This window comes from Citrobacter amalonaticus, assembly GCF_018252635.1.
GTDB lineage: Bacteria > Pseudomonadota > Gammaproteobacteria > Enterobacterales > Enterobacteriaceae > Citrobacter_A > Citrobacter_A amalonaticus_E.
On sequence record NZ_JAGTXM010000002.1, the window covers coordinates 275,327 to 290,083 of the forward strand.

Annotated in this window: 12 protein-coding genes; 3 read left to right on the top strand and 9 right to left on the bottom strand. The window is 54.8% G+C overall.

Features of this window, described 5'->3' with window-relative positions; translation table 11 throughout:
• Window positions 1–65 precede the first annotated feature (65 nt).
• The 3 genes from plsX to yceD all read right to left on the bottom strand — a co-directional run bounded on the left by plsX (window position 66) and on the right by yceD (window position 2,000).
• On the bottom strand, window positions 66–1,142 hold the full coding sequence (gene plsX / locus KE671_RS05835) for a phosphate acyltransferase PlsX (RefSeq protein ID WP_206162767.1): 1,077 nt from the start codon (window positions 1,140–1,142) through the stop codon (window positions 66–68).
• A 146-nt stretch (window positions 1,143–1,288) separates the two neighbouring features.
• A complete protein-coding gene (gene rpmF / locus KE671_RS05840) occupies window positions 1,289–1,462 on the bottom strand; it encodes a 50S ribosomal protein L32 (protein WP_000290727.1) in 174 nt (57 codons plus the stop codon).
• A 16-nt stretch (window positions 1,463–1,478) separates the two neighbouring features.
• Window positions 1,479–2,000 (bottom strand): 23S rRNA accumulation protein YceD, encoded by a 522-nt coding sequence (yceD, locus tag KE671_RS05845; RefSeq protein ID WP_206162130.1) that lies wholly within the window; start codon window positions 1,998–2,000, stop codon window positions 1,479–1,481.
• Between the two features lie 197 nt (window positions 2,001–2,197).
• Here yceD and KE671_RS05850 point away from each other — a divergent pair, with 197 nt between their 5' ends.
• Entirely contained in the window at window positions 2,198–2,782 is a 585-nt protein-coding gene (locus KE671_RS05850) for a Maf family protein (protein ID WP_206162131.1), read from the top strand.
• 77 nt (window positions 2,783–2,859) lie between these two features.
• Here KE671_RS05850 and rluC read toward each other — a convergent pair whose 3' ends face one another.
• Window positions 2,860–3,813, bottom strand: a complete 954-nt coding sequence (rluC, locus tag KE671_RS05855) for a 23S rRNA pseudouridine(955/2504/2580) synthase RluC (protein ID WP_206162132.1) — start codon at window positions 3,811–3,813, stop codon at window positions 2,860–2,862.
• Window positions 3,814–4,385: 572 nt separating this feature from the next.
• Between rluC and rne the strand changes: the two genes are divergently transcribed.
• Window positions 4,386–7,676, top strand: a complete 3,291-nt coding sequence (rne, locus tag KE671_RS05860) for a ribonuclease E (RefSeq protein ID WP_206162133.1) — start codon at window positions 4,386–4,388, stop codon at window positions 7,674–7,676.
• A gap of 39 nt (window positions 7,677–7,715) precedes the next feature.
• Here the strand turns inward: rne and KE671_RS05865 are convergent, their stop codons facing one another.
• Complete coding sequence (locus KE671_RS05865; RefSeq protein WP_206162134.1) at window positions 7,716–8,651, bottom strand: LysR family transcriptional regulator; 936 nt, start codon at window positions 8,649–8,651, stop codon at window positions 7,716–7,718.
• 110 nt (window positions 8,652–8,761) lie between these two features.
• Here KE671_RS05865 and KE671_RS05870 point away from each other — a divergent pair, with 110 nt between their 5' ends.
• The gene (locus tag KE671_RS05870; protein ID WP_206162135.1) at window positions 8,762–9,955 is read left to right on the top strand and encodes an MFS transporter; all 1,194 of its coding nucleotides are present in this window, start codon (window positions 8,762–8,764) and stop codon (window positions 9,953–9,955) included.
• An 83-nt stretch (window positions 9,956–10,038) separates the two neighbouring features.
• Here KE671_RS05870 and flgL read toward each other — a convergent pair whose 3' ends face one another.
• The 4 genes from flgL to KE671_RS05890 form a co-directional block, all read right to left on the bottom strand.
• The gene (flgL, locus tag KE671_RS05875; protein ID WP_206162136.1) at window positions 10,039–10,992 is read right to left on the bottom strand and encodes a flagellar hook-associated protein FlgL; all 954 of its coding nucleotides are present in this window, start codon (window positions 10,990–10,992) and stop codon (window positions 10,039–10,041) included.
• Window positions 10,993–11,006: 14 nt separating this feature from the next.
• A complete protein-coding gene (gene flgK, locus KE671_RS05880) occupies window positions 11,007–12,641 on the bottom strand; it encodes a flagellar hook-associated protein FlgK (RefSeq protein ID WP_206162137.1) in 1,635 nt (544 codons plus the stop codon).
• Between the two features lie 65 nt (window positions 12,642–12,706).
• Complete coding sequence (gene flgJ, locus KE671_RS05885) at window positions 12,707–13,657, bottom strand: flagellar assembly peptidoglycan hydrolase FlgJ (protein ID WP_206162138.1); 951 nt, start codon at window positions 13,655–13,657, stop codon at window positions 12,707–12,709.
• Complete coding sequence (locus tag KE671_RS05890) at window positions 13,657–14,754, bottom strand: flagellar basal body P-ring protein FlgI (RefSeq protein WP_043000997.1); 1,098 nt, start codon at window positions 14,752–14,754, stop codon at window positions 13,657–13,659. Before KE671_RS05890 ends, flgJ begins: the two co-directional genes overlap by 1 nt.
• Window positions 14,755–14,757 lie beyond the last annotated feature (3 nt).

The window sequence follows — 14,757 nt, forward strand, 5'->3', positions numbered from 1 at the left end:
ACTTTATGGTTATATACCGCGCATCACAACGGCTAAGAGGCTGGGGCTCTCACGCCACACCGTGTTCAGTGTGGCTGTGATGTGTCGCCATTGCCAGCGTCCAGCATTGTAAATCCAGCTGGGTATACAGATTCCAGGCGAGCGGCAATTCGCTGAGGAACTTGTCGCTGCACCGCCTGCACTGCCTGTTCAATCGCGACGGTAAAAGCTCGCTGATTGGCCGCACCATGACTTTTTATCACCGTGCCGCGCAATCCTAACAGACAGGCGCCATTATACTGGTCGGGGTTGAGGTGACTGAATCGCCTCGTCAGGCTTTTTTGTAACCAACGTTTTAATATCAGCAGCCACCACGACCGTTTTTTACCTTCACCCTGAGATTTCAGCAGTGAAAGGAACATTCTGACAACACCTTCCATCGTCTTTAATGTGACATTGCCTGTAAAACCGTCACATACCAGAACATCCGTTTTCCCCGTCAATAACTCATTGGCTTCAAGATAGCCGATGTAATTGATGGAAGGGATCGTTTTTAGCACCACAGAGGCATCCCGAATGCTGTCGAGGCCCTTGGTTTCTTCTTCGCCGATGTTGAGTAAGGCCACGCGAGGGTTGGTGATACCGACCACTTCTTCCGCAAGCACCGAGCCCATAATGGCAAATTGCACCAGCATTTTGCTGTCGCAATCGACATTCGCCCCCAAATCGAGGACCACCGTCTTTCCTTTCTGCTGATGCGGCAACACCGTCACCAGCGCAGGACGCTCAATACCGTCGAGCGGTTTGAGCAATAATTTTGCAAGGCCCATCAGCGCACCGGTATTTCCGGCGCTAACGCAGGCTTGTGCTCGCCCTTCCTTCACGAGTTCCAGCGCCACACGCATTGAGCTCCCGCGACTGGCGCGGATTGCCTGCGAAGGCCGGGCATCACTGGCGATAACTGACTGTGCAGGGATAATCTGCAGACGCGAACGTTGTTCAAAGTCAGCTTTAGCAAGTAATGGCGTGATTGTATCGGGATCCCCGACTAAAAGAAGTGTGAGTTGTGAATTAGAATTCAGTGCCTGCAATGCTGCAGGCACTGTCACGGAAGGGCCAAAATCGCCCCCCATGACATCTAACGCCAGGGTTAGACGTATCAAAGTCGTTTCGCCGCCTGGTTCGGTATTTCCCCGCAGCAACGGGGAATTTCCTCACTAAGCTTCATCACACGGATTCTCTTCGTCTCTTACGTGAGAGAGGCATTAACCGCCTGCCTGCAACGTAAAATTCGTTGAGGAACGCGTGATTACTTAGCGATTACCTTGCGGCCACGGTAGTAACCGTCGGCGGTGATGTGGTGACGCAGGTGTTTTTCACCAGAAGTTTTGTCTACAGACAGGCTGGTGACTGCGGTCAGAGCGTCATGAGAACGACGCATGCCACGTTTGGAACGGGTTGGTTTATTCTGTTGTACGGCCATGGACCTTACTCCTCAATTACTTACGCTTTAAGCTGGCTAATACGGCAAATGGGTTTGGTTTTTGCGCTTCATCAGGCAGTTCACCAAAGACCATGTCCGCCTCGGACACTTCACAGTGTTCAGAATCATGCACCGGAACTACCGGCAAGGAGAGGATAATTTCATCTTCCACCATTGCAAGCAGATCGATTTCACCGAATTCGTTAACCTCAATCGGCTCATACGCTTCCGGGAGTGCTTCAGCCTGTTCATCGGAACGAACCGGACTGAAACAATACGTTGTGTGAACATGATGAGGAAACGGCTTCCCGCAGCGCTGACATTCGAGCGTTACCGAAACTTTCGCATCACCGGTAATCACGGCAAGACGTTGGTTATCGATAGCAAACGACATGACGCATTCCACATCACTGTCCACACTGACTACAGAATCGGCGACGCGCTCTACCAGATCTGAAGTATAGATACCTTCATAATCGAGGCGTTTTTGAGCCGTACGAACCGGATCAAGAGTCAGGGGTAATTTTACCTTTTGCATAGGGCGCGCATATTAACTTTGTAACGTCATATAGTCAAAGAAAAAGGCAGCCTGCGGTTGCCTTTTGCCAATAATTCGCACACATTGCGGTTTACAGACTTATTTTCGCTCAGGAGACGCCACAACGGCACGCCTGAAGGACGAAGAGCATAGTTTAAAATGGCTCTCATCAATACGCTATATCTGGTGGAAAAAATATGCCTAATCTCATTCTTGCCTCCACATCACCCTGGCGCCGCGCCCTGCTGGAAAAACTGGCGATGCCCTTTGAATGCGCGGCCCCTGAGGTAGACGAAACGCCGATGCCCGCAGAGAGTCCTCGCCATTTAGTCAACCGTCTGGCGCAAGAGAAAGCCCAATCGCTGGCTCACCGCTTTCCGTCACATCTTATTATTGGTTCCGATCAGGTGTGTGTACTGGATGGAGAAATCACCGGTAAGCCATTAACAGAAGAGAAAGCCTGTCAACAGTTGGCCAAAGCCAGCGGTAATATCATTACGTTCTATACCGGTCTGGCGCTGTATAACTCCGCGACGGGACATTTACAGACCGAGGTAGAGCCCTTTGACGTTCACTTCCGCCATCTCAGCGAAACGGAAATTGAAGACTATGTGCGCAAAGAACGCCCACTGCACTGCGCAGGGAGTTTTAAAAGCGAAGGACTAGGAATTGCGCTCTTTGAACGATTAGAGGGGCGCGACCCGAACACACTGATTGGTTTACCGCTGATCGCGCTGTGTCAGATGTTACGTCGGGAAGAGATGAACCCGCTGAAAGCATAACCGTGTCTTGCCTGATGGCGCTACGCTTATCAGGCCTACCCATGATTTGTAGGCCTGACAAGTGGCATTCGCGGCAATCAGGCGGGTTTACGTAACGCCTGCAAGCAACACTTCAACTGATCGTCCATCGGCGCTTCAATACGCAGCACCTCTCCCGTTCCCGGATGGGTAAATTTCAGCGCCGCCGCGTGCAGGAAAAGACGGGTCAAACCGGTTCCCGCCAGTTGCTTATCGAACTCACGGTCGCCATAGCGATCGTCAAAAGCAATAGGATGACCCGCATACTGCGTGTGCACGCGAATCTGGTGCGTACGGCCCGTCACCGGGCTACAGCGAACCAGCGTGGCAAACGCGTAACGTTCTTCTACCTTAAAGCGCGTTTCAGACGGTTTGCCTTCCTGGTTCACTCGCACAATACGCTCGCCGCTTTGCAGGATGTTTTTCAACAACGGTGCCTGTACGGTTTTGACATGCGACTGCCATTGTCCGCGCACGAGGGCGAGATAATCTTTCTGCATCCCCTTCTCGCGCAACTGCTCATGCAGCGAACGCAGTGCTGAACGTTTCTTCGCGACCAACAGCACGCCCGACGTATCGCGGTCAAGACGGTGTACCAGCTCAAGAAAACGCGCCTCAGGACGCAACGCCCGTAACCCTTCGATCACACCAAAGCTTAACCCGCTGCCGCCATGCACAGCGGTTCCCGACGGCTTGTTCAGCACCAGGATATGGTCGTCTTCATAAAGGATAACGTCCGCCAGCGCCGCCACTTTTTGCAGATGCGGTGAAACGGCCTCTTCTTCACGTTCCGCCACGCGAACAGGCGGAATACGCACTTCATCACCCGCTTCCAGTTTGTATTCGGGTTTAATGCGTTTTTTATTCACCCGCACTTCGCCTTTACGCAAAATGCGATAAATCATACTTTTCGGCACGCCTTTAAGCTGCGTGCGCAAAAAGTTATCAATGCGTTGCCCCGCTTCGTCAGCAGTAATAGCAACCATTCTTACGGATGGAGTCTCTGTTTTCATGGGGGCCGATTCTAAATAGCCGTAAGGATTAGCGCCACTCATTTTTCTATGCTTATATTTATCTTTATCCTTCTTCACTCACATGCTTCATGACTGATTTGGTGGTTATTAAACCAATCACCGGGCATAAGTGAAAAAACTGTGAGTAAGCGGGTGATAAATGGTAAAAGTCATCTTGCTATAACAAGGTTAGCAGTGGAATAATGTCACCGTTTCCGTGCTGAATCTTGTTAAAACAAGGAATTTTACGGAAAGACCCATTTTGTCCGGACGATCATCCACGCAGCAATGGCGTAAGACGTATTGATCTTTCAGACAGTTAGCGGGCTGCGGGTTGCAGTCCTTACCGGTAGATCGGATCTTCTCTGGAGAGTAATACCCAGGCGGTTCCCCTGATAATTGCGCTGTGTTTCCGTATGAAACGCAGGCAACCGACACTCTGCGCCTCTTTGAGCTGACGATAACCGTGAGGTTGGCGACGCGAATAGACACGAGGCCATCGGTTCACACCCGGAAAGGCAATACTCTGCCCGCAGCTTAGTCGTCAATGTAAGAATAATGAGTAAGTTACGATGAAAAGAATGTTAATCAACGCAACTCAGCAGGAAGAGTTGCGTGTTGCCCTTGTAGATGGGCAGCGTCTGTACGACCTGGATATTGAAAGTCCTGGACATGAACAGAAAAAAGCGAACATCTATAAAGGCAAAATTACCCGTATTGAACCGAGTCTGGAAGCCGCTTTTGTTGATTACGGCGCTGAACGTCACGGTTTCCTCCCGTTAAAAGAAATTGCCCGCGAATATTTCCCAGCCAATTATAACGCTCATGGTCGTCCTAACATCAAAGATGTGCTGCGCGAAGGCCAGGAAGTTATCGTGCAGATTGATAAAGAAGAACGCGGCAACAAAGGCGCTGCGCTGACCACCTTTATCAGCCTGGCGGGCAGCTATCTGGTTCTGATGCCAAACAACCCGCGTGCAGGCGGTATTTCTCGTCGCATTGAAGGCGATGACCGTACCGAACTGAAAGAAGCGCTGGCCAGTCTTGAGCTGCCAGATGGCATGGGTCTTATCGTACGTACTGCGGGTGTAGGCAAATCTGCCGAAGCGCTGCAGTGGGACTTAAGCTTCCGTCTGAAACACTGGGAAGCCATTCAGAAAGCCGCTGAAAGCCGCCCTGCTCCGTTCCTGATCCACCAGGAAAGCAATGTGATTGTTCGCGCCTTCCGCGACTATCTGCGTCAGGATATCGGTGAAATCCTTATCGATAACCCGAAAGTGCTCGAACTGGCGCGTCAGCATATCGCCGCGTTGGGTCGTCCGGATTTCAGTAGCAAAATCAAGCTCTACACCGGTGAAATCCCGCTGTTCAGCCACTATCAGATCGAGTCACAGATTGAATCCGCCTTCCAGCGTGAAGTGCGTCTGCCTTCCGGTGGCTCCATCGTTATCGACAGCACCGAAGCGTTAACCGCCATCGACATCAACTCCGCTCGCGCAACACGCGGCGGCGATATCGAAGAAACCGCGTTTAACACCAATCTGGAAGCGGCTGATGAAATCGCCCGTCAGTTGCGCCTGCGCGACCTCGGCGGCCTGATCGTCATCGATTTCATCGACATGACCCCGGTACGCCACCAGCGTGCGGTGGAAAACCGCCTACGCGAAGCGGTTCGTCAGGATCGTGCGCGTATCCAGATCAGCCATATTTCTCGCTTCGGCCTGCTGGAAATGTCCCGTCAGCGCCTGAGCCCGTCGTTGGGCGAGTCCAGCCATCACGTCTGCCCACGCTGTAGCGGTACCGGCACCGTGCGTGATAACGAGTCGCTGTCCCTGTCTATTCTGCGTCTGATTGAAGAAGAAGCGCTGAAAGAGAATACTCAGGAAGTTCACGCGATTGTACCTGTGCCGATTGCGTCCTATCTGCTCAACGAAAAACGTACAGCCGTTAATGCGATTGAAACCCGTCAGGATGGCGTGCGCTGTGTGATCGTACCAAACGATCAAATGGAAACGCCGCACTACTCTGTCCTGCGCGTCCGTAAAGGTGAAGAGACCCCGACCCTGAGCTACATGCTGCCGAAGCTGCATGAAGAGGCGATGGCGTTACCGTCTGAAGAAGAGTTCGCCGAGCGTAAGCGTCCAGAGCAGCCAGCGCTTGCCACCTTCGCGATGCCAGAAGTTCCGCCTGCGCCAACACCTGCTGAACCGCCGGTGAAAGCCGCTGCGCCGAAGGCCGCCGTTGCGCCAGCCGCCCCTGCGGAGCCGGGTCTGTTGAGCCGTTTCTTAAGTGCCCTGAAATCGCTGTTCAGCGGTAGTGAAGAAGTGAAACCAGCCGAGCAACCTGCGCCGAAAGCCGCAGAAAAGCCGGAGCGTCAGCAGGATCGCCGTAAACGTCAGAACAACCGTCGTGACCGTAACGATCGCAACGAGCGTCGTGATAACCGCGACAGCCGTGGTGAACGTTCTGAGAGTGGTGAAAATCGCGACGAGAATCGTCGCAACCGCCGTAATGCCCAACAGAATGCCGAAAACCGTGATAACCGTCAGCCATCAACTGATGTAGCGGATAAGGCGAAGTCGGGTGATGAACAGCAGCAGCCGCGTCGCGAACGTAACCGCCGTCGCAATGAAGATAAACGTCAGGCGCAGCAGGAAGTGAAGGCGCTGAATCTTGACGAACAGCAGACAGCTGAGACCGAACAGGAAGAGCGCGTTCGTCAGGCCCAACCGCGCCGTAAACAGCGTCAGTTGAACCAGAAAGTGCGTTACGACGACAAGGTCTCCGACGTGGAAGGGGTAGAAACTGCAACCACGGAATCGAACGTTGTCGAACCGATCGCAGCACAAGCTGCACCGGCACAAAGCACTGAACTGGTGAAAGTTCCTCTGCCTGTCGTGACAGAAGCGACTTCTGAGCAGGATGACAATGGTGAAGCGCGTGATAACGGTGGCATGCCGCGCCGTTCTCGTCGTTCCCCACGCCATCTGCGTGTGAGCGGCCAGCGTCGTCGTCGTTATCGTGACGAACGTTACCCGTTGCAGTCGCCGATGCCGCTGACAGTTGCCTGCGCTTCGCCAGAAATGGCGTCTGGCAAAGTGTGGATCCGCTACCCGGTGGCACGTCCTCAGGATGCACAGCCTGAAGCACAAGAAATCGAACAGGTGCAGGTACAACCGGCAGTGACCGAACCGCAAGTCATTGCTGCTGCCGTTGAAACCGTTGCCGCAGTCGAACCGAACGTTGAAACTGTCGTTGAAACGGTGGCTGAAGCGCCCGTTCAGGCTGAAGCAGTGGTTGAAACCACCCATCCGGAAGTGATTGCCACCCCGGTTGTTGAGCAACCGCAGGTAATTGACGATGCCGATGTCCCTGTCGCTGAAGAAGTTGCCGCACAGGCGGAACCCATCGCTGAGCCCCAGGAAATTGCTCCGGTGATTGAAGAGACGTCTGCAGTCGTCGCGGTAGAACCTGAAACAGTGGCGGTAGAACCTGAAGTGGTTGCCGAGCCTGAAGTGGTTGCCGAAACTGAAGTGGTTGCCGAGACTGAAATCGTTGCAGAGCCGGTTGAGGCGCCTGTGGTTGTTGAAGAAGCAACAACACCTGAGCTGGTCGCTGAAGCCGTCGACGTTGCACCGGTCGCAGAACCCGCAGCGCCGGTCGCGGTGGAACCTGTTGCTGAGCACAGCCACGCAACCGCACCGATGACCCGCGCGCCAGCGCCGGCATACGTGCCGGAAGCGCCGCGACACAGTGACTGGCAGCGCCCTGCTTTCGCTTTTGAGGGCAAAGGTGCCGCAGGCGGTCACAGCGCTACGCATCATGCCTCCGCTGGACCGACCCGTCCTCAGCCTGTCGAGTAAAATCGATAGCGTAAAAAGCCGACCTCCGGGTCGGCTTTTTTATTCCCCTTCCGGTCTGCGCATTCCCGCAAGCTCAGGCATCACCGCTTTCATCAGCTCCAGAAACTTACGCAATCGCGTGGGGTAGTAACGCGCCCACGGGTAAACCAGATGCACCGGCAACGGCGCGGCCTGCCAGTCTGGAACCAGTTCGATCAGTCGCCCCTGCGCGATATCCTCACTCACTGTCCAGCTTGATACAAGCACTACGCCCAGCCCCGCCAGCGCGGCGTTTCGCGCAACGTAAATACTGTCTGTGCTCAGACGAGGCGTAATCGGGAACGTCACCGGTTCCCGGCTGTACTGATGGCTGAGCGAGACGTTGTGTTGATAGAAGGTGTTGACGGCAATCCAGGGCAGGGACGACAGCTGTTCTGGCGACGCGATCGTTGTAAATTGCGCCAGCAACGCCGGTGTAGCGACCACACTACGCGGCACTTCCGCTAACAGCACAGAAACCGTTGCCGGATCGACCTCCGCGCCGACGCGGATCGCGCAGTCAATATTATCGCTGAGAAAATCGACTGTCTTATCATTGAGCATCCACTCCACCGACAGATTGGGATAGCGTGCTAAAAAACTCAGTAATGGCGTAAGAAGCTGCTGCTGACCAAAGGCATGGGGAGCCCGCACCCGCAACATCCCGACAGGTTCATCGTCGGCAACGTTAAGCCCGTCCTCCAGCGCCAGCCAGGCGTCAATAATGTGTTTGGCATGCTGATAACCCCGCTCTCCATCATCCGTAAGCTTCATCGCATGGGTAGTGCGTAATACCAACTTCACCCCTAACATGGCTTCCAGTGACTGCAAGCGACGGCTGATCGTCGCCTGGGTGGTATTGAGTTGCCGGGCTGCGGCGGATAGCGACCCTGCTTCTACAATGCGCACAAACGTACGCATCAGTTCGACCCTGTCTATACGCTCTGTTTTTATCATTTTCAAAATGCTCATACGTAATACGTATAACTGTTTTACCACTACGCCTGCTACCAGACTATCGCCCGGCAGAGAAAAATAACCGCACACCGATGATTGAGGATTTTGAAATGCACACACCGTCACGCTGGCTCATCTTTGTTCTGGCATTGGGCGCAGGTTTTAGCGTCGCCGCCATTTACTATGCACAACCGTTATTACCGTTAATGGGGGCCGAGTTGGCACTCAGCATCACTGGCATGGGGCTGGTACCTACATTAACGCAGGCTGGCTATGCGTTAGGGATCCTGTTTTTATTGCCGCTCGGGGACCGTTACGATAGGCGCAAGCTCATTGTGCTGAAAAGCGCAGCGCTCGCCTTGCTGCTTCTGGCCTTTAGCGTCACCGGCCAGGTACATTCTTTACTGACAGTTAGCCTGTTGATTGGGATGGCAGCCACGATGGCACAAGACATCGTCCCGGCAGCGGCCATTCTCGCCCAGGAAGGTAAACAAGGGAAAACGGTCGGGACGGTGATGACCGGCCTGCTGCTGGGTATTTTGCTGTCTCGCACGGTGAGTGGTCTGGTCGGAGAAACCTTTGGCTGGCGGGAAATGTATCAACTTGCCGCGCTCAGTATCGCGCTGGTTGGCGTGTTGCTGTGGAAAGTCCTGCCCACGTTTGCCACCCATTCCACGTTGAGTTACCCCGCGCTAATGGTGAGCCTGGCGCAGTTATGGCGTCACTACCCGGCTCTGCGTCGTGCCGCCCTGGCTCAGGGGTTTCTGTCCATCGCGTTCAGCGCATTCTGGTCAACGTTAGCCGTCATGCTTGCGGAGCATTATCAATTGGGCAGCGCCGTCGCAGGTGCATTTGGTATCGCCGGGGCCGCCGGCGCGCTGGCCGCCCCGTTAGCAGGCCATCTGGCGGATAAGATGGGAGCAGAAAAAGTGACGCAACTGGGTGCGCTATTGGTGACCGTCTCTTTTGCGCTGATGTTTCTACTCCCCGCCTTACCCGTTCACGGTCAGTGGGGGCTAATTGCACTCTCCGCCGTCGGGTTTGACCTGGGACTGCAATCAAGCCTGGTGGCGCACCAGAACCTGGTGTATAGCCTGGCGCCGCAGGCAAGGGCTCGTCTGAACGCACTCTTGTTCAGCGTTGTATTTATCGGCATGGCGCTGGGCTCAGTGCTCGGCAGTCAGGTCTACACGCAGGCGAACTGGCAAGGCGTCGTCACGCTGGCCACCCTTAGTGGTGCCATTGCGCTGGCCATCAGACTGGCGGGAAAGCATTCATCTGCCCATCAGCAAGTTAACGTGTAACCGGCAAAAAAATGCCCGCTCCGGGGTGAGAGGGAGCGGGCAGACAAAACATACCCAGTTTCATGATATGTTTCAAAGTGGTATTAGCGGTTGAGCTGGAACAGCGACATCCCCTGCATATCAGTAAAGGCTTTATAGGATGCCTGGAGCGCCGCCTGCTGCATAACGTACGATGAAATGGCCGCGTTCCAGTCCACATCCACCAGATTACTCATCTGTTGCGTTTGTCCTAATGCACGATCGGTGCCGAGCGAGTCCAGTGCACTCAGTTCACTCAGTTGGGTACCCAGTTCTGCACGCACGCTCAGCACATTATTGAGCGAGTTCTTCAGACCGCGGTTAGTTTTATCAATCACCGCTTTCGCCTGCTCTTTCAGCGTTTCATCGTCACCCACCGGCGATTTCAGTGAGTCAATCGCTGAATCCAGCATTCTGAACAGGTTGGTTTCGGACGTTCCGTTGTTGGGTTCTGGCACCGCATTACTGGTGATCGTGTTGAAAATTTTATCGCCGGTGTGGCCGATGACCATCGAGCGGGAGGCATCCACCTGCTGAGTGATGTTATCCGTACCGCCGTTGTAGGTACCGTCAGCCTGCGCAAACGGGGCCGTTTCCGTTTTAAAACCGGCAAAAATATAGCGTCCGTTACCATCGGTACTGTTTGCCAGGTTCATCAACTGATCGCGGATCCCCTGTAAGTCAGTCGCCAGCGAGGCGCGGTCATCGTCACTCAGCGTTCCGTTACCGGCGCTGACGATTTTTTCCTGTGCGTTCTGAATTGCGGTTGTCACCTGACTCAGTACGTTCTCTTCCAGCGAAACCTTCTGCGTGGCGAAGGTTCGCGCCAGGGCAAACTGGCTGTTCTCCGCCTGCGCCTGTGACAAGACCACGGCCTGCGAGGCGGCGATGGGATCGTCAGACGGATTGATCACCCGCTTCCCCGTCGACATCTGCTCACCGTATTTCATCCATTCCGCCTGGGAATTGGTAATGCCGCGCATGTTCTGCTGATACATCATTTGGGTACTGATACGCATCGTTTCCTGCTCCCTTAGCGAATACTCAGCAGTGCATCAAACAGAGAGTTGGCGGTTTGCAACACCTGAGCGTTAGCCAGGTAATACTGCTGGAAGCGTTGCAGGTTGCCGTACTCTTCGTCAAGGTTGACGCCGGAAATAGACTGTTGCTGATTGCTCAGTTGTGTCACCACGTTGCCCTGGGTGGTGCTGCTGGTTTTCAGCGTTGCGGTTTTGCTGCCCACATTGCTTACCAGCGTGGCATAGGCGTCGTTAAACGATTTTGAGCCCCCCACGGTGGTATCGTCTTTTTGCAGATCCAACAGCGCCTGACCGTTACGGTTGTCGCTCTCGCCCGCCGTTGCGTCCTTCGCCATCGCAATTTGCGATTCGTTGGTCACCAGGACGCCCATATTGATGATGGCGTCGCTAACCGGCTTGACGATGAAACTGTCATTTTTAGCGGCTGCTGCATCGACTGTGATCTCCAGACCATCAAAAGTCAGAGTGCCCGCATTCTCGGTGGCTTCAAAAGTCGTGTTATCGGCAAGACGAGTGACCTGCCATTTAGTCCCGTCGTAGACCATTTTATAGTCGGTCGCCTGAACGTCTGAAGCAGTCTTAACGGTCGCGCTGATGCTGCCCGTGTTCTTGTCATTCGAATACACTGCCGGGCTACCGATGCTAAAGAAATCGACATTATTTTCGCCGTTTGCATTGTAACCTGCTCTGTGCTGCTGGTTAAACGCGTCAGCAAACGCCAGCGCCAGCTGTCCCAGGGTATTGCGCGTTTGATCCAGATCCTGAGAACGGAAGGTCAGCAGGCCGCCGAGCGAACCGGTCGTGAGCAGTTTTTCCGGAATTTCGATATTGCCTGCGATGGAATCCACATAGGCAACGGTGGTACGTGTAGGGTCGGCCTGCGAAGGGACGGCTGCCAACTGACGAGCATTACTTCCCTGCACCAGTGAATAGCCGTTCGCCATGGTGATGTTATAAGTGCCCCCGTCCTGAACACTGACCTCGACACCGACAATTTTGTTCAGCTCACTGACCAGCTGATCGCGCTGATCAAGCAGGTTATTCGGGGAGGCCCCGGCTCCCACGCCGGTCAGACGCGAGATCTGATCGTTCAGGCTGGCAATTTGCTTACTGTAGTTGTTAATCTGATCGACGCTGGAACCGATCGCGATATTGACCTGTTTGTCCTGATCGCGCAGATACTGGTCGGTCGTTTTAAACTGGTTTACCAGCCCGTTGGCTTTACCAATCAGCGTCTGACGCGCCGCCGGATCTTCGGCGTTACTCACCAGCGTTTGCAGGCTGGTGAAAAAATCTTGCATGGACACGGAAACAGAACTGGTTTTGCTGGCCAGCAGGTTGTCGACTTTAGACATCTGCTCATAACGCGTCGTCAGACCGCTGCTCTGATTTTGCGCCGCACGCAACTGATTGGTAATAAACGCATCGTATTCGCGCTGTACACCCGAAACATAGACACCATTGCCCACCCAACCACCGGCACCCAGCGTACTATTGGCTTGCGCCATAATGGTCGTCTGCCGCGTATAGCCCGCAACGTTATAGCTGGAAATGTTGTTACTGGCAGTATTCAGCGCCGCCTGAGCTGCGCTCAGCCCGCTCATAGCGTTATTAATCAAGCTGGACATGGGAGTTCCTTTTAATCCTTCAGTTACAGAACATTATCGGCAGCAGGTCACAAGACTTGAGCCATTTAGAAGAGATTGTCGAGATTCGTGTTGTAGGCGTTACTCACCTTCTCACTCATTGACTTCAACTGTTGGATCATGCTGGTCAATTTGCGCGCATAGTTCGGATCGGTGGCATAGCCGGCGCTCTGCAACGCCTGTGCCCCTTGCTCTGCGGTGATCGCCGTGGTCACTGCCGCGTAGCGTGGATTACGGGTCAACAGCCCCACATAATCCGACAGCGCTTCGAGATACGAGCTGTACACACGGAATTTGGCCTTCACCTTCTTCGCTTCGCCGTTTTCATATTCGGTCGTAGTGATTTCCGTCACCGGCCCTTTCCAGTTACCCGAAGCCTTCACGCCAAACAGGTTGAAACTCGGCTCGCCGTTTTCCCGGCGGATCTGCCGTTGGCCCCAGCCCGATTCCAGCGCCGCCTGTGCCAGAATCAGGTGATGCGGTACGCCGCTCTGCTCACTGGCCAGTCGGGCCGGCAGCGACAGTTGTGCCAGGAAGTCTTTGCTGTCGCCCGAGAGCGGTTCGTCATTGCTCTGCGGTGTTTTCGGCATTGCTTTACGCACCAGTTGCGTCAGCGCCTGGTTCTGGTAGCTGGTGACCGTTTCCAGCGGGAACTTCATCGGCACCTGCGGCGTTTCTTCCGCAGGCTGCGCCTGCCCCTGCGTCATCTGTTTGACCATCATTTCCGCCAACCCCAGACCTTTTCCTGCGGTCATCTGCTGTGCAATCTGCTGGTCATACATGCTGGTATACAGACGCGTCTGATCGCTGCTGAAGACGCCATCTTTTGGCAGCGCTTCACGCATGCTTTTCAGCATCATCTGGACGAACATTCCTTCGACCTGGCGGGCCACCGGGCGGATATTCGCCGCCGGATCCTGACCCGCTTTCGCCTTCAGTTCATTCAGCGATTGCGCATCCCAGGCGGCGCTGGCCATCAGCTTGCTGTCGCTAATCATCAGATAATTTCCAGTTTCGCGCGCAGACAGCCGGCGCTCTGCATCGACTGCAGAATGGACATCAGATCCATCGGCGTTGCCCCCAGCGCATTCAGCGCACGAACCACGTTGTTCAGATTGGCGCTGGAGCGAACGCTTTGCAGCGAACCGCCGCTCTGACGCAGATCGATCTGCGTTTGCGGCGTCACCACCGTCTGACCGCCGCCAAACGGCGTATCTGGTTGGCTGACGTTCGCCTGACGGTTAACGGTAACGGAGAGATTCCCTTGTGCAACGGCACAGCTATCCAGCGTGACTTCGCGATTCATCACCACCGAACCGGTACGCGAGTTGATCACCACTTTTGCATCCTGCGGCGTCACGTTCACTTCCATATTCTGGATATCGGCCAGGAAGCGAACCTGAGAGCTGTTGCCGCTCGGCACGCGAACCTGAATCGTGCGCGCATCCAGCGCGGTGGCGCTGCCAAAGCCGCGTGACCGGTTGATGGTGTCAGCAATTTGCTGTGCCATGGTGAAATCTTCATTATTCAGTTGCAGGTTCAACGTATTACCCGCACCGAACTGGCTGGGCAGTTCTCGCTCGATAGTCGCCCCGTTGGTGATCCGTCCGCCGTTAAGCTGGTTGACCTGCACGCTGCTGCCGCCCGCGGACGCCCCGGCACCGCCGACTAAAATGTTGCCCTGCGCCAGCGCATACACCTGGCTGTCGACCCCCTTCAGCGGCGTCATCAACAGCGTCCCACCGCGCAGACTTTTCGCGTTCCCCAGCGAAGACACCACCACGTCGATGGTTTGTCCCTGTCGACCAAAGGCCGGGAATGACGCGGTGACCATCACCGCCGCCACGTTTTTCAGTTGCATGTTGGTCCCGGTCGGCACGGTGATACCCAACTGCGAGAGCATGTTGTTCAGAGTTTGAGTAGTAAATGGTGTCTGGGTGGTCTGGTCACCGGTCCCGTCCAGCCCCACCACCAGCCCGTAGCCAATAAGCGAGTTTTCGCGCACGCCCTGCACGCTGGTCAGATCGCGGATACGATCGGCATGCGCCAGCGTGGCGACGAGGACCAGAACCAGTCCAACTACAGATTTCAACATGGG

Excerpts from the sequence above, each read along its gene's own strand:
- flgK (WP_206162137.1), bottom strand. The coding sequence starts at position 12,641 with ATGTCCAGCTTGATTAATAACGCTATGAGCGGGCTGAGCGCAGCTCAG.
- KE671_RS05865 (WP_206162134.1), bottom strand. The coding sequence starts at position 8,651 with ATGATAAAAACAGAGCGTATAGACAGGGTCGAACTGATGCGTACGTTT.
- rpmF (WP_000290727.1), bottom strand. The coding sequence starts at position 1,462 with ATGGCCGTACAACAGAATAAACCAACCCGTTCCAAACGTGGCATGCGT.
- KE671_RS05870 (WP_206162135.1), top strand. The coding sequence starts at position 8,762 with ATGCACACACCGTCACGCTGGCTCATCTTTGTTCTGGCATTGGGCGCA.
- KE671_RS05890 (WP_043000997.1), bottom strand. The coding sequence starts at position 14,754 with ATGTTGAAATCTGTAGTTGGACTGGTTCTGGTCCTCGTCGCCACGCTG.
- flgJ (WP_206162138.1), bottom strand. The coding sequence starts at position 13,657 with ATGATTAGCGACAGCAAGCTGATGGCCAGCGCCGCCTGGGATGCGCAA.
- rluC (WP_206162132.1), bottom strand. The coding sequence starts at position 3,813 with ATGAAAACAGAGACTCCATCCGTAAGAATGGTTGCTATTACTGCTGAC.
- KE671_RS05850 (WP_206162131.1), top strand. The coding sequence starts at position 2,198 with ATGCCTAATCTCATTCTTGCCTCCACATCACCCTGGCGCCGCGCCCTG.
- rne (WP_206162133.1), top strand. The coding sequence starts at position 4,386 with ATGAAAAGAATGTTAATCAACGCAACTCAGCAGGAAGAGTTGCGTGTT.
- flgL (WP_206162136.1), bottom strand. The coding sequence starts at position 10,992 with ATGCGTATCAGTACCCAAATGATGTATCAGCAGAACATGCGCGGCATT.
- yceD (WP_206162130.1), bottom strand. The coding sequence starts at position 2,000 with ATGCAAAAGGTAAAATTACCCCTGACTCTTGATCCGGTTCGTACGGCT.